Source organism: Rhodoluna sp. (assembly GCF_044232805.1).
GTDB lineage: Bacteria > Actinomycetota > Actinomycetes > Actinomycetales > Microbacteriaceae > Rhodoluna.
In genome coordinates, this window is sequence record NZ_JBIILG010000022.1 from 1 (window position 1) to 17,347 (window position 17,347).

Annotated in this window: 20 protein-coding genes; 11 read left to right on the forward strand and 9 right to left on the reverse strand. The window is 49.2% G+C overall.

Features of this window, described 5'->3' with window-relative positions; all coding sequences use genetic code 11:
- A partial coding sequence (ilvD, locus tag AC9UES_RS04250; RefSeq protein ID WP_509527055.1) for a dihydroxy-acid dehydratase occupies positions 1-1,583 on the reverse strand: 1,583 nt, incomplete at its 3' end.
- Positions 1,584-1,668: 85 nt separating this feature from the next.
- Here ilvD and AC9UES_RS04255 point away from each other — a divergent pair.
- Together AC9UES_RS04255 and crtI are read left to right on the forward strand one after the other, a co-directional pair.
- On the forward strand, positions 1,669-2,556 hold the full coding sequence (locus AC9UES_RS04255; RefSeq protein ID WP_509527056.1) for a phytoene/squalene synthase family protein: 888 nt from the start codon (positions 1,669-1,671) through the stop codon (positions 2,554-2,556).
- The gene (gene crtI / locus AC9UES_RS04260) at positions 2,553-4,124 is read left to right on the forward strand and encodes a phytoene desaturase family protein (protein WP_509527057.1); all 1,572 of its coding nucleotides are present in this window, start codon (positions 2,553-2,555) and stop codon (positions 4,122-4,124) included. The genes AC9UES_RS04255 and crtI overlap by 4 nt, the downstream gene beginning before the upstream one ends.
- A 9-nt stretch (positions 4,125-4,133) precedes the next feature.
- Here crtI and AC9UES_RS04265 read toward each other — a convergent pair whose 3' ends face one another.
- Positions 4,134-4,472: a TipAS antibiotic-recognition domain-containing protein gene (locus AC9UES_RS04265; protein ID WP_509527058.1), complete on the reverse strand. Its 339-nt coding sequence runs from the start codon at positions 4,470-4,472 to the stop codon at positions 4,134-4,136.
- Positions 4,473-4,555: 83 nt separating this feature from the next.
- Between AC9UES_RS04265 and AC9UES_RS04270 the strand changes: the two genes are divergently transcribed.
- Genes AC9UES_RS04270 through AC9UES_RS04280 form a run of 3 tightly spaced genes read left to right on the forward strand, consistent with a single transcriptional unit; the run spans position 4,556 to position 6,038 of the window.
- A complete protein-coding gene (locus AC9UES_RS04270) occupies positions 4,556-4,885 on the forward strand; it encodes a lycopene cyclase domain-containing protein (protein ID WP_509527059.1) in 330 nt (109 codons plus the stop codon).
- Positions 4,882-5,175, forward strand: a complete 294-nt coding sequence (locus tag AC9UES_RS04275) for a lycopene cyclase domain-containing protein (RefSeq protein ID WP_509527060.1) — start codon at positions 4,882-4,884, stop codon at positions 5,173-5,175. Before AC9UES_RS04270 ends, AC9UES_RS04275 begins: the two co-directional genes overlap by 4 nt.
- Entirely contained in the window at positions 5,172-6,038 is an 867-nt protein-coding gene (locus AC9UES_RS04280; RefSeq protein ID WP_509527061.1) for a prenyltransferase, read from the forward strand. The genes AC9UES_RS04275 and AC9UES_RS04280 overlap by 4 nt, the downstream gene beginning before the upstream one ends.
- Here AC9UES_RS04280 and AC9UES_RS04285 read toward each other — a convergent pair.
- The 5 genes from AC9UES_RS04285 to AC9UES_RS04305 all read right to left on the reverse strand — a co-directional run bounded on the left by AC9UES_RS04285 (position 6,035) and on the right by AC9UES_RS04305 (position 11,255).
- Positions 6,035-6,700: a SprT-like domain-containing protein gene (locus AC9UES_RS04285; protein WP_509527062.1), complete on the reverse strand. Its 666-nt coding sequence runs from the start codon at positions 6,698-6,700 to the stop codon at positions 6,035-6,037. The two genes, AC9UES_RS04280 and AC9UES_RS04285, sit on opposite strands and share 4 nt — an antisense overlap.
- A gap of 41 nt (positions 6,701-6,741) precedes the next feature.
- Complete coding sequence (locus AC9UES_RS04290) at positions 6,742-7,593, reverse strand: aldehyde dehydrogenase family protein (protein ID WP_509527063.1); 852 nt, start codon at positions 7,591-7,593, stop codon at positions 6,742-6,744.
- Positions 7,593-9,023: an aldehyde dehydrogenase family protein gene (locus AC9UES_RS04295; protein WP_509527064.1), complete on the reverse strand. Its 1,431-nt coding sequence runs from the start codon at positions 9,021-9,023 to the stop codon at positions 7,593-7,595. The genes AC9UES_RS04290 and AC9UES_RS04295 overlap by 1 nt, the downstream gene beginning before the upstream one ends.
- Positions 9,024-9,033: 10 nt before the next feature.
- On the reverse strand, positions 9,034-9,975 hold the full coding sequence (gene deoC, locus AC9UES_RS04300; RefSeq protein WP_509527072.1) for a deoxyribose-phosphate aldolase: 942 nt from the start codon (positions 9,973-9,975) through the stop codon (positions 9,034-9,036).
- A gap of 89 nt (positions 9,976-10,064) precedes the next feature.
- Complete coding sequence (locus tag AC9UES_RS04305) at positions 10,065-11,255, reverse strand: fibronectin type III domain-containing protein (RefSeq protein WP_509527065.1); 1,191 nt, start codon at positions 11,253-11,255, stop codon at positions 10,065-10,067.
- A gap of 98 nt (positions 11,256-11,353) precedes the next feature.
- On the opposite strand from AC9UES_RS04305, the gene AC9UES_RS04310 reads away from it, so the two are divergent.
- From AC9UES_RS04310 to AC9UES_RS04320, 3 genes are all read left to right on the forward strand, one after another.
- A complete protein-coding gene (locus AC9UES_RS04310; RefSeq protein ID WP_509523355.1) occupies positions 11,354-11,629 on the forward strand; it encodes a hypothetical protein in 276 nt (91 codons plus the stop codon).
- Between the two features lie 35 nt (positions 11,630-11,664).
- Positions 11,665-11,823, forward strand: a complete 159-nt coding sequence (locus AC9UES_RS04315; RefSeq protein ID WP_509527066.1) for a hypothetical protein — start codon at positions 11,665-11,667, stop codon at positions 11,821-11,823.
- 93 nt (positions 11,824-11,916) lie between these two features.
- On the forward strand, positions 11,917-12,846 hold the full coding sequence (locus AC9UES_RS04320; protein WP_509527067.1) for an alpha/beta hydrolase: 930 nt from the start codon (positions 11,917-11,919) through the stop codon (positions 12,844-12,846).
- 14 nt (positions 12,847-12,860) lie between these two features.
- On the opposite strand, the gene AC9UES_RS04325 is transcribed toward AC9UES_RS04320, so the two are convergent.
- Positions 12,861-13,781, reverse strand: coding sequence for a hypothetical protein (locus AC9UES_RS04325; protein WP_509527068.1), 921 nt, complete (start codon positions 13,779-13,781; stop codon positions 12,861-12,863).
- A 209-nt stretch (positions 13,782-13,990) separates the two neighbouring features.
- Between AC9UES_RS04325 and AC9UES_RS04330 the strand changes: the two genes are divergently transcribed.
- Both AC9UES_RS04330 and AC9UES_RS04335 read left to right on the forward strand, forming a co-directional pair.
- On the forward strand, positions 13,991-14,923 hold the full coding sequence (locus AC9UES_RS04330; protein ID WP_509527069.1) for a sugar phosphate isomerase/epimerase family protein: 933 nt from the start codon (positions 13,991-13,993) through the stop codon (positions 14,921-14,923).
- Positions 14,923-15,843: a Gfo/Idh/MocA family protein gene (locus tag AC9UES_RS04335; RefSeq protein WP_509527070.1), complete on the forward strand. Its 921-nt coding sequence runs from the start codon at positions 14,923-14,925 to the stop codon at positions 15,841-15,843. The genes AC9UES_RS04330 and AC9UES_RS04335 overlap by 1 nt, the downstream gene beginning before the upstream one ends.
- Positions 15,844-15,864: 21 nt before the next feature.
- On the opposite strand, the gene AC9UES_RS04340 is transcribed toward AC9UES_RS04335, so the two are convergent.
- Positions 15,865-16,395, reverse strand: a complete 531-nt coding sequence (locus AC9UES_RS04340) for a phosphate-starvation-inducible PsiE family protein (protein WP_509527071.1) — start codon at positions 16,393-16,395, stop codon at positions 15,865-15,867.
- 234 nt (positions 16,396-16,629) lie between these two features.
- Between AC9UES_RS04340 and AC9UES_RS04345 the strand changes: the two genes are divergently transcribed.
- A complete protein-coding gene (locus AC9UES_RS04345; protein ID WP_509527073.1) occupies positions 16,630-17,091 on the forward strand; it encodes a nuclear transport factor 2 family protein in 462 nt (153 codons plus the stop codon).
- Positions 17,092-17,347 lie beyond the last annotated feature (256 nt).

The following is a 17,347-nucleotide window of genomic DNA, read 5'->3' on the forward strand; positions in this document are numbered from 1 at the left end:
TCCAGCTCTTGCGCATCAACGAGTAGTTCCAGCGAGCGAGCTGCGATGTCGACTCGAATCAAGTCTCCATCGCGAACCAGAGCAATTGGGCCACCATCGGCCGCCTCTGGAGCAATATGTCCGATACAAAGGCCGGTTGTGCCGCCTGAGAATCGTCCGTCTGTCAATAGTAGAACATCTTTACCCAGGCCGGCACCCTTGATTGCGCCCGTCAAAGCAAGCATCTCGCGCATTCCAGGTCCACCCTTAGGTCCCTCGTAGCGGATAACCACCACATCGCCCGAGACAATCTTGCCCTCGGTCAGAGCCTCCATAGCTGCAGCCTCACGCTCGAAAACCTTGGCCGGTCCAGTGAATTCCGCGAGGTCAAAACCTGCGGTCTTTACTACCGCTCCTTCTGGAGCCATCGATCCTTTCAGGATCGAGATTCCTCCGGTTTTGTGAATCGGGTTATTCATCGCGCGGATGATCTTGCCATCTGGATCTGGTGGGTTAATGCCTTCAAGGTTTTCGGCCATGGTCTTACCAGTCACGGTCATCACGTCGCCGTGCAATAGTCCCGCATCCAAAAGCGCTTTCATCAAAACCGGAACGCCGCCAACTTTGTCAACATCGTTCATCACGTATTGACCAAAAGGTTTTAGATCTCCCAGGTGAGGAACTCTGTCAGCTATCACGTTGAAATCATCAAGGGTTAGATCAACTTCGGCTTCTCTAGCAATTGCAAGCAAATGAAGTATGGCGTTGGTGGAACCACCAAAGGCCATCAAAACCGAGATGGCATTTTCAAATGCCTTCTTGGTCATGATCTGTCTTGCGGTAATGCCCTTTGAAATTAGATTTACTACTGCTTCGCCGCTTCGTTCTGCCCAAGTGTCTCTTCTGCGGTCAGCAGAAGGAGGAGCAGCAGATCCTGGAAGACTCATGCCGATGGCTTCTGCAATCGAAGCCATGGTGTTAGCGGTATACATACCGCCACAAGCACCTTCTCCTGGACAAACTGCTTTTTCAATTCTGGTTAGATCTTCTTGGCTCATCTTGCCGCTCTTGCAAGCGCCAACTGCCTCGAAAGCGTCAATGATGGTCACTTGCTTTTCGGTGCCGTCAGTTAGCTTGACCCAACCAGGAGCTATCGATCCGGCGTATAAAAACACTGAAGCTAGGTCTAATCGGGCTGCTGCCATCAACATGCCAGGAAGTGACTTATCGCAACCGGCTAGCAATACCGAGCCATCTAGTGCTTCAGCCTGCATGACTACCTCTACGGAGTCTGCGATTACCTCTCTAGAAACCAAGGAAAAGTGCATACCTTCGTGGCCCATGGAGATTCCATCGGACATCGAGATGGTTCCAAACTGCATTCCAAAGCCTTGGGCTCGCTCAACGCCAACTTTGGCGGCTTTAGCTAGGCGATCAAGAGAAAGATTGCAGGGGGTTAGCTCGTTCCAGCTAGAACCAATACCGATTTGGGGCTTATCCCAGTCATCATCACCCATGCCAATGGCGCGAAGCATTCCGCGGGCTGGAGCCTTCTCAATACCGTCAGTAACAGCGTGGCTGCGGGGTTTCATGATGTTTGCCATGCGGTTAAGTGTACCTATCTATACAGCGCCTAACGAGGGGCAGTTTTGTCCAGACAAGCGGGCAATTGGCCCAATAATAGAAGGGATGACTTCTTCAACTTACCCAAGCTCGTTAGAGCTTTATAGCCATGCCGCTAGGCAATCCTCGAATGCGGTAATAGCCTCCTATTCGACTTCATTTGGTGTTGCCACCAAGCTATTGGCCCCTGAAATTCGCCAGCACGTTAGAAATATCTACGCTCTGGTTCGAGTCGCCGATGAAATCGTCGATGGCGCAGCCAGCGACGCTAGAACCGAAGGCGGCAACGTCGAACCACGCTTCGCACTCGACCAATTGGAAGACGAGATTTACAAAGCCCTACGGGCAAGGTTCTCTACCAACTTGGTAGTTCACGCTTTTGCCCAAACAGCGCTCGAGACCGGGTTTGATAGGGAAATAATCGAGCCTTTCTTTGCCTCTATGCGAATGGATCTATGGCCCAGAAAGCACGACCAAGAGTCTTTCCAAAAATACGTTTATGGATCGGCAGAGGTAGTTGGGCTGATGTGTCTGCATGCCTTCATCAAGGAGTCCGACTATTCCCCTGCTGATTACAAGCAGATCGTCACCAGTGCCAGAGCGCTGGGAGCCGCTTTCCAGAAGGTGAATTTCTTGCGGGACCTAGCGGCTGATTTCAAGAAGCTAGGAAGAAGTTACTTTCCAGATGTGAACGTTCAAAGCTTCAATGAGGCTCAAAAAGCTGAGCTGCTTGCCGATATCCGTGCTGATCTAAAAAGCGCAGCCCTTGGGCTGAAGATGCTTCCAAAAACTTCTCGTCCAGCGGTAGCGGCAGCGCAGATGCTCTTTACCGAGCTTGCAAACCGAATTGAAAAGACGCCAGCTGCTCAAATGCTGGAGGCAAGAATCTCTGTTCCCAATCCAGTCAAGCTGCTAATTGTTGTAAAGGCAGTTTTGGGAGTAGTTCCTAAGTGAGTCAAAAAACTGCAGTAGTTATTGGTGGCGGAATAGCAGGCTTAGCGTCTGCTGCCCTACTGGCTAAAGCTGGCATGAAAGTTACTTTGTTTGAAGCCCGCGAAAAGGTAGGCGGAAGAGCTTACGTTTGGGAAAAAGATGGCTTCAAGTTCGACATGGGTCCTTCTTGGTACCTGATGCCTGATGCCTTCGATCAGTTCTTTAAGCTCATGGGTACAACCTCTGCCAAAGAGTTAAACCTAGTTCGCCTAGACCCTGCCTATCAGACCAGAAATGAAGGCAAAAACGACAAGCTGATGATTGTTGAAGACCTTTCCAAGAACAAAGAGCTTTTTGAATCAATTGAGCCAGGCTCAGGTAAGAAGCTGCAGGAATACCTAGATTCTTCCAAGGACACCTACGAGCTTTCAATCAAGCACTTTTTGTATACAAACTTCCAAAACATCTCGAACTTCACCAACAAAGAGGTTCTCCTACGAGCCGTGACCTTTGCCAAGCACCTGGTGACTTCTTTGTATGACTTCAGTGGCAAGTACGTAAAAGATGAGCGTCTAAAGAAGATCCTGAACTTCCCCGCTGTGTTTCTAGGGGCCTCCCCTTACGACACCCCAAGCATGTATCACTTGATGACACATGTTGATCTAAACGTCGGTGTTTACTACCCAATGGGCGGTCTTTACTCGGTGATCGAAGCCATCGAGCGTGTTGCCAAGCAGCACGGCGTTGTGATCAAGACCAATTCACCGGTGAGCAAGATTGAAGTCAACGGCCAAGGTCTTGCAACTGGAGTCGTTGTCGGTGGAGCAAAGTTTGATGCCGACGTGGTCGTTGGAACAGCAGATTTGCACCACGTGGAGACCAAGTTAATTGAAGAAAAGTATCAAACCTTCCCAGAGAAGTTCTGGAGCAACAAGGTTCCTGGTCCTTCAGCAATGTTGTTGTATCTAGGCGTCAAGGGCAAAATCCCTCAGCTTGATCACCACACTTTGTTGTACACCGAAAACTGGAGCAAGAACTTTGCTGAGGTTTTCCATAAGGCAGATGGCAAAAGACAAGTCCCATCACCTGCTTCTTTGTATATTTGCGCGCCAAGTAAAACTGATGACTCGGTAGCTCCTGAGGGATACGAAAACCTCTTCGTTTTGGTTCCAATCGCAGCTGACCCAAGTATTGGTGGCTCAGGAGACGAGAAGTTTGAAAAAGCTGCCGATGAGATCATCAAGCAAATTAGTGACTGGTGCGAAATTCCAGATCTTGCCGAGCGGATTGTATTAAAGCGAACCTATGGGCCAAAAGACTTTGTGAGCGAACTAAACGCTTGGTCAGGAACTGCACTTGGTATGGCACACACCCTGCAGCAAAGTGCATTCTTTAGGCCAAAGAACAGATCGAAGAAGATCAAGAACTTGTTCTACGCAGGTCACAACACCATTCCAGGAATTGGTTTGCCAATGTGTCTAATTGGTGCCGAGCTTGTTTACAAGTATTTGGTTGACGACAAATCCAACGGACCTATTGAGGGTGAATTATCGCAAGTTCCAGCCGGTGGCTGGAAGGGACTCAAGTAGATCTTTTTGTTACAGATTCTGGTCTGCAAAGATCACAATAGCGTCGTAGTGATACTGACCTAAACCCTTCGCAACCGCTTCATAGCTTTCTTGGTAAGGCGAAGGCAATATGTAACTCATCGCAAGGGATTTATAGCTTTCCCTATCGGGTTCCCAAAACTGCAAACAGAATTCATAGTGCTGGCGCACTAATTCCTGAACTTCTTCATGATCGGCGCTAAGACCTTGCTCAAAGGCGACCTTGAATCCATCGGTTATCTCGGCAAAAGCCACGCTGAACTGCTTGTTTTCGGCCTCTGAGTATTTGTTCAAGTACTGGCCCGCGTGGTAGCCAAAAGGATTGCTCATGTTCTAATTCTACGAATAGTGGGTCTCTCAAAATGGCCTTTTAGTGTTTAGCTGGTTAGTAGAAGGCGCTATTCTCAAAGAGTATGTACGGAATTTATCTACTTATTCTCGTCTTGTCTCTGGGCGGTCTTTACCTTTTAGACCGAACCCACAACCTTGCTTTCTCTGTTGACGCAAAACGCTCGTTACTTTCTATGGTCCCCGCCTACATACTTTTTCTGGTTTGGGACATCGCCGGCATCGCTTCGGGAATCTTCTTCCGCGGTGAGAACACCTTGCTGACAGGGATCCAAATATTCCCAGAGTTTCCAATCGAAGAGCTGTTCTTCCTGGCCCTTCTTTGCTACAGCACACTGATTGTGTTCACCTGGGTGCAGAAGATTCTGACTGCTAGAGAGTCTGGTGGCAGATGACCTACGCGCTCCTGAATCTGATTTTTATTGTCCCGGTGTTAGTTGTGTTATTCGCCTATCGCTGGTTAGTGCACTGGGGAACAATCTGTTACACCCTGGTAGCCCTTCTACTGATGACCGCGGTGTTCGATAACTTCATCGTTGGCTCTGGGGTCGTGGCCTACGATAACTCCCTGCTTACTGGTGTCTTTATTGGCTTTGCGCCGATTGAGGACTTCGCATACACCCTGGTAGCTGCACTCCTGATTCCACTGACTTGGTGGTGGCTTGGTAGTAGAGTCAAAAAGTGAAAGCGTTAACGTCCCTGTTTTGGAGCTCAAGACCGGTTTCTTGGGTAAACACAGCTTTTCCATTTTTTGCAGCGTACCTTTTTGTTGCCGAGCGTATTGATCTAACTCTTATTCTTGGTACCCTCTTCTTTTTTATTCCATACAACTTCTTGATGTATGGAATCAACGATGTCTTTGATTATGAAAGCGACCTTCGAAACCCCCGCAAGGGCGGTATCGAAGGTGCCTTACTGGATCCCAAGTATCACGTCCTAACCATTTGGGCCTCTGTTGGCTTTGCAGCTGTCTTTGTTGTTTACCTGCTACTGGTTGGATCTCTGGAAGCAAATTTCTGGCTCGGCTTCACTCTTTTTGCCGTGCTTGCTTATTCGGTTCCGAAGCTCAGATTCAAGGAGCGCCCCTTCCTGGATTCGTTTACCTCCGCCGTGCACTTTGTTGGCCCAATGGTTTATGGCCTGCTACTAGCAGGATCAGCGATTACTGACCCCAAGGTAATTGAGGTAATTATCGCCTTCGTGGGTTGGGGCATGGCAAGCCATGCCTTTGGTGCAGTCCAGGATGTTCGGGCAGATAGAGAAGCTGGCATTAAATCGGTGGCTACCCAGATTGGTGCACGAAACACAGTGCGCTTTGCCTTTGTTCTATACATTGTCGCCGCACTGGTAGTTATGACTATCGGCTGGCACGGCGTGGTGGCATCGCTTGCTGTCGTGCCATACCTGGTAATCATCTCGCCGTATCTAAACATCACAGATTCTGATTGCGAAAGAGCAAACGGCGGTTGGAAAAGATTTATCTGGCTGAACTTTGCAGCAGGCGCGCTAATCAGCCTGGTAGTAATCAATTATTTTCAAGCTAACTAAGCTGCCCGCTTAGTCCACGAAATAACATTTCGTGGATTGAATCCCCTGCCGCAGTAAAGGCAAGAAAGCGTCGCCTTGGGGCTTTTGAATCTGTAGTGGCGATGGCCGTTACGGCATTCGCCGACCCACTTGGCGGTTTGCTCGGCAATTTCTTTTCCGGTGAATTTCTCGGAACGGTAACCAATAGACTTAGCGGTGTTTTTCCAGTTCGGTCCATGCCCTGCCGACTTGCCGGCAAGGGCATGGGCAATCTCATGCAAGATAACCTGTTCGGACTGATCAATGCTGTGGTACTCGACGATGTATTTAGAAAGTGAGATCTTGTGATCGCTGTAGTTACACAACCCCGCGCGCTGTTTGGCTGAGTCAAAGACAAACTCCCAGTTCGCACTTAGCCCGTGCTCACGCATCTTGTCTTTGGCGAGCTGCTCCACAAACCCAAAACGCGTAATCTTCATGCGCTGCAACCTGGTTTTGCCTTTAGAAAAGGATCTGCCAATTACAAAGCCGAGTTCTTCCAAGCTTCTTGAAAGTTCTTGCTCCCCTAGTTCGAGGGCAACTCGAACTTCAATGTAGTGATGGTAGGCAAAGACATCTCTTAGAAACTCCTGATCGATTAAATCAGGAGAAGGAACCTCTAGAATTTGTGATTTGTCAGCCATAACCAAATAACCCTAACCCCGATGAAGATTCTGGCTGGTAGCTAGTGTCCCTTGGGGTGCCAGACGGTCTTGATCTCCATGAAAGCCAGAATCTGCTGCAGCGAACCCTTAGAGCCAGTTCTGCCAAAGGCACCTGGTCGAACCACTCGCTTAAGAGTCTCAGCTCCGCGGATTTCTAGATCTACTGGATCTGAAGTTCCTTCTAGATCCAGCGCGTTGACGTCCTGGTGAGAAGCAAGCCAAGGTGCCATTTCCGATTCTTTGCCAGTAAGCACGTTTACTACCCCACCAGGTAAATCACTGGTTGCCAGAACTTCGGTCAACGTGATGGCAGATAACGGAAGTGATTCGCTTGTAACAACAACAATTGCGTTTCCGGTGACAATCACCGGAGCAATTGTGTTCACAAGTCCAACCAAAGAGCTACCTTGCGGAGCGAAGGCCGCAACAACACCCGTTGGCTGGTTGGTTGAAATGTTAAAGTAAGGCCCCGCAACAGGGTTCATCGAACCTGCAACCGAATCAACCTTGTCGGACCAACCCGCGTGCCAAACCCAAGAATCGATAGCTGCATCGACTTCTTGGTTAGCTTGCTTTTCTGTTGCTCCAGTTAGCTCTCTGATTTCGTCGACGAACTGCTCGCGTCTGCCTTCTAGCATCTCTGCAATGCGGTAAAGAATCTGCCCGCGGTTATAGGCGGTAGCTGATTCCCAACCCGGTTGGGCAGCTCTAGCTGCAACAACTGCGTCTCTGGCATCTTTTCTAGATGCCAGGCAGACGTTGGCAACGAACTCGCCTTTGGAAGAAAGTAACTCGTAGGTGCGACCGGACTCGCTTCTTGGGAACTTGCCGCCGATAAAGAGCTTGTATGTTTTCTTGACGTCTAATCTCATTAGTTGTCTCCCTTCAGGTAAGCAAGCAATCCGTGCCTGCCTCCCTCTCGGCCGTAGCCCGATTCTTTGAAGCCACCAAATGGGCTGGCTGGATCAAACTGATTAAAGGTATTGGCCCAGATAACTCCAGCATTTAGCTGATCTGCAACCTTCAGAATCCTGGAACCCTTCTCGGTCCAGATGCCTGCCGATAAGCCAAACGGAGTGTTATTTGCCTTGGCTACTGCCTCGGCTGGGGTTCTAAAGGAAAGTACCGAAAGCACTGGTCCAAAGATTTCTTCGCAGGCAACCGTGTTAGTTGGCGCAACACCGGTAATTACAGTCGGTGCGTACCAGAAGCCCTTCTTTGGTATCTCGCAGTTAGGAGCCCAGGCCTCGCCACCCTCTTTAACACCCAACTTCACAAGCTTCGTGATCTTGTCCAGCTGCATCTTGGAGTTGATGGCACCGATGTCGGTGTTCTTATCCAGAGGATCGCCAAGCTTGAGGGTTTCCATGCGACGCTTTAGTTTCTTTAGGAGCTCTTCTTGAATGCCCTCTTGAACTAGCAGCCTGCTGCCTGCACAGCAAACATGTCCCTGGTTAAAGAAGATGCCATTAACGATGCCTTCCACCGCTTGATCAAGAGGAGCATCATCAAAGACGATGTTGGCGGCTTTGCCGCCAAGCTCTAGAGTTACCTTCTTGTTGGTTCCAGCAACCTGTTTGGCAATTAGTCTTCCAACCCCGGTGGAGCCAGTGAAGGCAACCTTGTTGACGTCTTTGTGGGCAATCAAGTCTGCACCTGTTTGACCAAAGCCGGTGATGATGTTCACAACACCATCAGGCAAGCCTGCCTGCTGGCAGATCTCGGCAAACATCAACGCAGTCAGCGGTGTGGTCTCGGCTGGTTTCAATACGACGGTGTTTCCAGCTGCAAGTGCTGGAGCAATCTTCCAAGCCAACATCATCAGTGGGAAGTTCCAAGGAATAACCTGCGCGGCTACACCGTGGGCTTTTGGATTTACTCCAAAGCCTGCGTAATCGAGCTTGTCGGCCCAGCCGGCGTAGTAAAAGAACCAGGCTGCAACCAGAGGAATGTCGGCATCCCTTGTTTCCTTGATGGGCTTGCCGTTATTGAGGGTTTCTGCAATCGCGAGCTCGCGAGCGCGCTCCTGGATGATCCTTGCGATTCGATATATGTACTTGCCTCGCTCGGCACCAGATAACTTAGACCAAACCTTTTCGTAGGCGTTTCTTGCTGCCTTGACGGCTAGGTCAACATCCTTGGCTGTTGCGGTTGAGATCTCGGCAAGGACTTCTTCTGTAGCAGGAGAGATGGTCTTATAGGTGTTTGATGGCTTGGTGAACTTACCGCCTATGAAGTGGCCATAGCTGGATTGAAAGGTAACTAGCGCTCTTGATTCAGGAGCCGGTGAGTATTCAAACATTTCTTACCTCTTAGTCCACGGTCACATAGTCGGGACCGGAGTAGTTTCCGGTCTTTAGTTTTTGTCTTTGCATCAGTACATCATTTAACAAGCTGGAAGCTCCAAAACGGAAGAAATCTGGTGTTAGCCATTCTTCTCCCGCTACCTCTTTTACTACCACCAGATACTTGATGGCATCTTTGGCGGTTCTAATGCCACCCGCTGGCTTCACACCTATTTTGATGCCAGTTAGGTCAAACCAGTCGCGAACCGCCTGCAGCATCAACAAAGTAATGGGAATGGTTGCGTTTACCGTTACCTTGCCAGTTGAGGTCTTGATGAAATCTCCCCCGGCAAGCATTCCAAGGTAACTGGCCCTTCGAATGTTGTCGTAGGTCTGCAGCTCGCCAGTTTCAAGAATTACCTTCAGGTGGGCAAAGCTGCCATCTTTTCTTTGGCAGGCTTGTTTGACGGCCTGGATTTGTTTGTATACCTCGAGGTAGTTGCCAGACAAAAACGCTCCGCGGTCAATAACCATGTCGATTTCATCCGCTCCGGCCTTGACCGCATCCTTGGTGTCTTGAAGCTTGACGGCTACCGATGCCCTTCCAGAAGGAAAAGCGGTTGCGACAGCTGCCACGTAGATACCAGATTTACCAAGGGCCTCCTTGGCAAATGGAACCATGTCGCCATAGACACAGATGGCAGCAGGGCTTGGGCAATCCAGATCTGTTGGGTCTGGTGTTATAGCTTTCAAGCAAAGTGATCTAACTCGCTCTGGGGTGTCCATTCCCTCAAGGGTTGTTAGATCCATCATCTTGATGGCGGCATCCAATGCCCAGGCTTTTGATGCTGTCTTTATGGATCTGGTTCCAAGAGAAGCAGCTCTTGCTTCAAGGCCTACCTTGTCTACACCAGGTAGAGAGTGCAGCCAACGCCGAAGGCTAAGGTTCGTGATTTTGCCACCAACCATAGCTTCAGGCTCAAATGTTTTGGGCAACTAGCTACTCCTTGAAAGTTACTTGCCAGTCTAAAGCACGCCCCAATTAGGCGCTGAGTTACCTAGTTGGCTGGGCTGTAGAAACCGAGGCGGATTTCCTCGGTGCTCTTGCCGTTGGCGTCTCGACCACTCAGGATGACCTCGTAACCACTCGAAGGAAAAAGGTCTTTGTAAGTGAATGAGCGTGCCGCACCCTCAACTCCAGTTTGTGAGTAAGAAGTGAGCTGACGAACAGTGAAAGACCAAACCGTGATCGGTGAATCACTCGGGTAATCCCAAGCTGCCGTTACCTCCGAAGTGCTAATGGCTGTGATTCGAAGATTGGTTGGGGCAGCGTATTTAGTAGGTGGGGCTGGTGCGGTTCCTGGCGTTCTAATGTATTTAGTGGCTACTTCAGAAAATGAACCATCCGCCATTACAGTCTGAACTCGAATGGCGTAGACGGTTGCGGGATTAATCGAGCCATCCTGGAAGATCGCTTTGGTTGGAGTTAGGTGAGTGTATCCACCGCACTGCACAGAGCTTGCTCCACTTACGTGACAGACGTAGTACCAGCTAGCTCCAATGACTGCGTCCCAAGAAGCAGTGACTGTAGTCTCGGTGGCGGAGAGTTGTAGATTTTTAGGCGCCACCGCCTTGACTGGTTCTACTGGCCTACTACCAGTGGTGTGAATATCTAGGCAAGCTCGATTAGATTCAATGTTGTCAACTCGAGAATAAACACACGCCACATAATCAAAATCAGCTCCAAGGTCAGTGAATGTAACTTTGCCATCCGGGCCGACTCCAGTTGCTGTGAATGAGTCGCCGTGACGAATGTAGACCTGGTATAGCGACACGTTTGGAGCAGGTGTAAAGCTCAGTGAAACAAAGTTGTCTCCAAGTGCGGTGATTCTAAAGTTCTGAGGCGCCGAAGCGTTTCCTGTAACCTGTTGCTCCGGCTCCGAAGGATCTGGATAGACAACTTCAGGTGAACCACCGGCGTCTGGATCTAGGATCAAATTTGCTAATCGCGACTCAGGAGTTGAACTTTCTACAGTTGCAAGAAAAGGCCTTTGTTCCGTATTTTCAGGAGCTAGTTCTTGCGAATCTGACTGGCTCGAAGCTGAAATCTGGGAAGAAAGTGTCTCTGGCGTTGAGAGAGTTCCTTGAGTTGATCCGTTTGTAACGCTCCAGGAAGCAACCGAACCGCTGGTAACAATTAGGCCAAGGCAGACCGTAAAGGCTAATTGGGAAACTTTGAACTTTGACAATGTCAGTCCTTCCAAGTTGTTGAGATAAACCTATTGCGGAAGGACTCAATTAGCTAGAGAGAAAGTCTCCGTGCCGCTTAGCAAACTAAGCTAGAGCCATGAAATGCACAAACTGCCAGGCAACTATCGCTGAAACTGACCTCAATTGCCCAAGCTGTGACCAGATTACGGCCCGCACTCGCGAGGACCTTCAGAAGATAGACCCCAAGGTCAACAAGGCCATCGCCTGGAGCCTTATAGCCATGGGCCTTTTGGGCCTAGCTTTTGTGATCTCTAATAGCTGGACCGACTGGTACTCAGGACTTGACTACGTTGCTCCGGTTTTCCTGCTAGTTGTCGGCTCTCTAGCTTTGCTTAGTATCAACCGGAAGTAAACTTGACCTAAATAGAACCTATAAAGGGGTATGAATTGGATCACGAACTAGTGCTAGCACTGAACGAAATCACCGTTTTGATGGCCATTAGCTCCGTTGGCATCATGGCCCTGATGGGCATGATGGTTCATCTTTCAATCACTTCACTTCTCGCTGGGGACTCAAAAAAGACCGCTGCCGCAACAATCTGGTAAATCAAAATACCGTTCTTGAGTTAGCGTCTAGTAACTTCGGTGATACCCTGATGCAACCAGTGTCACCGAGCTAGCTGGTTTAGGAGATAAGACATGGATATCAATCAAATTCACCCAACACTTAGAAAAGCAACTGCCTCCTTTCCCAAACTGCCTTTTACCAGCGGTTTGGAAAGAGTTATCACCAGGTCTTTGCTTCCGTTGCTTCTTCCAAAGCCAAAGGCTCCGGCTGGCCTAACAATTGAGCAGGTTAGAACTTCTGATGGTCTGAAACTGAGAATTTACACTCCCGCTGGACAAAAAACTCGTGCCGCCATGCTTTACATTCACGGTGGTGGAATGATGATCGGTTCTCCCGCTATGGATGATGCACTACTAGCTAACACTGCTGCCGAACTCGACATAGTAATTGTCTCTCCGGACTACAGGCTCGCTCCAGAACACCCATACCCTGCCCCAGTTGATGACTGTCACAGCGCCTGGAAATGGATGCACGAAAATCTCTCGCAAAGAGGAATCGATGCCAACCGAATTGCTATTGGCGGCGAAAGTGCTGGAGGTGGCTTAGCTGCTGGATTAGTTCTGCGAATTCACGATGAGGGTGGTGCGCAACCTGCTGCCCAGTGGCTATTTTGCCCAATGCTAGATGATCGAACTGCCCATGATAGATCTCTTGATGATCTAGATCACTTTGTATGGAACAACAAAATGAATCTGGTTGGTTGGAAATCCTACCTTGGAAAAACCTTCGGCACAGAACAAATCTCTTCCTACGCAGCTCCTGCTAGAAGAGAAAGCCTGGAAGGACTCCCCAAAGCTTGGATCGGTGTTGGCGATGTTGAGCTGTTCTTCGAAGAAGACAAGGCCTATGCGAGCAAGCTCACTGCGGCAGGGGTTCCGTGCCAGCTGGACATAGTTAATGGTGCTCCCCATGCTTTCGAGGGTTTGGCTCCAGATTCAGAACTAGCAAAGGATTATTTGGCTAAAGCCAAGAGCTGGCTCAAAGCAGCACTTGGGGCCTGAGCCCAGAAGAGTTGCTACCTGGTTTCCGCAAAGATGTATGCAGCTAGCTCAGTGTTGAGCTCTAGGGCTTCAACAGAAAGCACCTGAGATACTGCTTCATCCCAGCCCTCAGTGCTACTAAGTACCTGAAGGTTGTGAACATCCAAGAAGCTGAAGTTCATATACAGGTACTCATAGCCCAGCATTCCGAGATCGTAAGCAATGTTTGAATCCGACTGGCAGATTTGGTCACTGGTTAGTAGCCCGAGTAACTCGGACTCGGATAGCTGAACAACTCCTGTTGGGCTATCGCTTAAGCGAGCCAGAACTTCAGCTCGGGATCTCGAGCTTGATTCCAAATACGTTTCGAAGAAAGTTGCTTGGCCCTCAGCCATCCAGCACCTTCCACCGTAGCCGAATACAGCTTGGTAGAAGTGAGTTGCTTCGTGTCTGGAGACATAATCAATTCCCCGATTGGTGAAGGCTGTTCCAACAACGTTGTCTTGGTAGTTTTTGCCATTTACGCCGTTACCCGCACCACAAAACACATCCGCACTGAGCCTGCAATGGCCGAGTTCGTTTAGTTCCTTATTCCACATCTCTACCGGAAAGCTAGGCTCCTGCGCAGATCGGAAATCCACCCACCACTGGTAATCATTCTCACTTGCTAATACCCAGTCTTGATCTAGAGACTCAAGTCCAAGGAATTGATACATTTTGAGCTTTTCGGAGAATCTCGCAACCACGCTGTCAACTTTGCTCTGCACTGCGGTTGGTCCTTTGGTGTATTCAATCTCGAAGGGTTCGAGCTGCTTGGCAGCTTCATCGATTGCCTGGTAATGGGCCTTGAGAGCTTCCAGGGATTTAGCTTCCGGCACGGAAGAAATCAATTCCGTGATTTGTTCTTGAGTGAGCGCCGCAATTGCTTCTTCACTGGCCTCCGGCGAAGCTGGCATCGAATTGGTTGAGTCTGGGGAGACTGAACAGCCAGCTAAGAGGAAAACGCTACAGACAGCGATTGAAACCTTTAACAAATTTGGCATAAGGACTCCCCCTGTGTTCTCATGTTCGCTTCAGCTCTAGACTATGGGATTTGGTCCGGACCAAGTAAAGGACCTTAGCTAAGACCCAAAGACCAAATACAATTTGTCTAGGAGGTGGCTAGTTGACTAAGCGAAGTCCGGGAATAAGTCTGGCAAACGCGCCTGTTAGTTACGGTGCCTTTGAAGTAACGGTCGGAATTGACCCAAACACCCCAGATGGAATCGCAATTCTCGATGAAGTTTCATCTGCGGGGTATGAAGGTATTGACCTAGGCCCAGTTGGTTATCTGGGTCTGGGTAAAGAACTTGGAATGCGCCTTGCTGATCGCAATCTTGGCCTCTCGGGTGCTTATCTAGAATTTCCCTTTGTGGATAAAGCCAGGCTAACTGAAAGCCTGAAAGATCTTGATGCCCTGCTCGATACCTTTGACGCCGTTGTGCCCTTTATTACTGGCCCACAACCTCGCCCAACGATTGCAGATAATGGAAGCCCTTTGCGCAATGCCAACCCTGGTTCTGGAATACGCAATCCTTCGAGTGGCCATGATGACCCTACCTGGGAGAAATTCGGTGACGGTCTTCGAATCGTTGTAGAAAGATGCCGCTCACGCGGATACGAACCAACATTTCACAATGAGACCGGAACCTACGTGGAGGCACCAGAAGAAATAGAAAAGATGTTGTCAGTTTCCGACGTCGGCTGGTGTTTAGATACCGGTCACTTCCTTCTTGGAGGCGGTGAACCGGTTGCCGCTCTCAACAAATGGTTTGACCGAATAAACCACATGCACATAAAGGATGCAACGCTAAGCCGCTTTGACAAAATAGTCGAATCCAAGGCACCCACCACAGCAATCTGGGATCAGGAAATCTTCCCGATTCTGGGCCAAGGGGATCTAAACCTAGAGGCTCTCGTTGACAGCATGCACAAGCTTGGTTTCAAGGGTTGGGCAGTTGTCGAACAGGACATTTTCCCTAAGACCGCCGCAAGGTTCCAGCGTGCAGTTGAAGATCAAAGAGAGAACCGCAAGATACTTTCAAAACTAGGTCTTTGATGAGCACTTTCAACCTTGGACTAGTTGGCGGTGGGCGCATGGGGCAGATGCATCTGCGCGCACTATCTTCTTCAAGTCAGGTCGCTGTGACTTCGGTTGTGGAACCATTTGAAGCCACGGCTGAGAAGATCAGAGGCCTGGGCTATAAGGTGTATTCCAATTTAGAGCAGATGGTCAATGCTGAGAAACTAGATGGGATTCTCGTCGCTGCCCCCACAGATCAACACCTGAAGGTTATAAGTGAAATTGCGGGAACAGGCATTTCAATCCTTTCCGAGAAACCATGCGGTTTGAATTCCGATCAAGCCCGCCAAGCCGGAGAAATATGCACCAAAAATGAGGTGAAATTACAAGTTGCCTACTGGCGCAGATTCATTCCAGAGTTGCGGGAAGTAGCCAGAAAAATAGCCTCTGGCGAGATTGGTGAGGTGCACTTCATAAACGCTTCCCAGTGGGACGAGTCCCCTCCTCGCAAAGAGTTTCGCCTTGCCAGTGGTGGCATTTTTGTTGACATGGCCGTGCACGAAATTGATCAGATTCGTTGGCTGACCGGCCAAGAAGTAATCAAGACAAAGACATCAATCTATCCTCAGACTGAGGACTCAAAGGGAGACACTGATAGCACTCAATCGATATTGGAAATGTCCGGTGGCGCCATTGGCCTTGTTTCACTGGGAAGATTCCATCCCGGTGGAGATTTAGTCTCTGCTGAAGTTTTTACTTCAAAAGAGCACACCAGAATTGAAATCTTGACTCCCTCCACTGGAGAAAAACCACAGCTTGATGCCCTCAGGCTGCAAGCTGAATCCTTTGCAAACTGGGTCTCAGGTGGCCCACAAGAAGGTGCCACTTCTTCCGATGCCGAAGCGGCGCTTGATATCGCAAATCAATTGAAGTCAAACGCTGGATTAGCCAGCTAACCCTTAGACGGAATGGGCTAGCTAAGCCTTACGAGGTTTTTTGCGAGTAGAGCTACTTGACTCTGTTCCCTGATCTGCCCTTCGAGTCATAAATATAGCCAGCACCAAGGCTACGACTATTCCACCGTTTACTAGCAATTCAATAATTCCGCGCTCGAATGCCTCTGGAGTCTTTCCAATCGCGAGAGTCAAAGACGATCCAACAGACAAGATGTGTCTAACCGAGGCAATCACACCAATGACCAGGAATCGAGTCAATTGGTAGAACCCGCTGTTAAACCTTGCAATTACTGTTCGGGCAATTTCGAGGATGATCACTACGAACAAGATGTCGTTGATGGCTTGGAGCATTCCGTTTGGATAGAAAGGCGTGGTGTTTAACAGCCTTAGTACCGTAAAAACAATTGCTCCGAGGGCAACTAGGAACAGTAGGGCTGTCAGCACTACATGAAAGACATCCTCCACGGTGTCCAGGACCTTGGTAGGAAGCATAGAACGCTTAGCCTCGGTTGAGTCGGTGTCTAGATCCGCTACTTCTTGTTTTTTAGCCATACTCCAGTTTGCCGTGTTTCTGGATATTTAGAAACCCCCTCTACTTTGCATGTCCAGTGACGCGAGGCTCAACGCCCAAGAAATAGGGAAAATCCAGCTCTCGTAAGAGGTAGCCGGATTCTCCTTGGGTCCGTGCCCAATAGAATAATCAGCTGAACCCCCAGAAAGATCTGGGGGTGGTGGGGACTTTACCTATGATCATTAGAAATACGGAATTCGAAAGGTTTGAAGCACATGCTAATTTATAGCTCCATTGTCGAGAGGTTAGTTCGTAAAACATTTCTTGCCGTGCAAAATCATGATTACGAATATGTGTTAGGTGGCCTGTCCTCTAAGAACCTCACCCATCGTTTTGCGGGTCCTAATTCGCTGGGTGGTATTCGACATGACAAAGAGGCGATGCGTCGGTGGTTTATGAGGGTGGGAACAGTTCTTCCAGAGCTTGAATTTAACGTAACAAGTGTCCTAGTCCACGGTGGGCCATGGAACACAACAGTATTTGCCCGCTGGGTAGCGACATGCACTCTTGAAAACGGAGAGAACTACATAAATCCAGGCATTCACGTAATCAAATTGCGGTGGGGTAAAGCTTATGACTTTGATGTTTATGAAGATACTTTTGCTGTTACGGTCGGACTTGAAAAACAAGCAAAGTCAGGTATTGCCGAAGCAAGTGCTCCCCAAATTGTGAGTTAATCTAAACGCCCTAAAGTGAAAGACTTCTACTCTCAAAAATACTAGCTTGGTGGGACACTGATTCCGTATCAGTAGGTCACTACTGAAATTGGAGACTTGATCTCTATGTGGATAGGCCCAATATCTAAGGAAATCCAGCTCTCGTGAGAAGTAGCTGGATTTTCCGTGCACCCCCCGGGACTTGAACCTCCGGGGCTTGACTCCGTAAGCCACGAATTGAGAGTCGGTTGCCACGTCGAAAATCGATTTGTTGGAG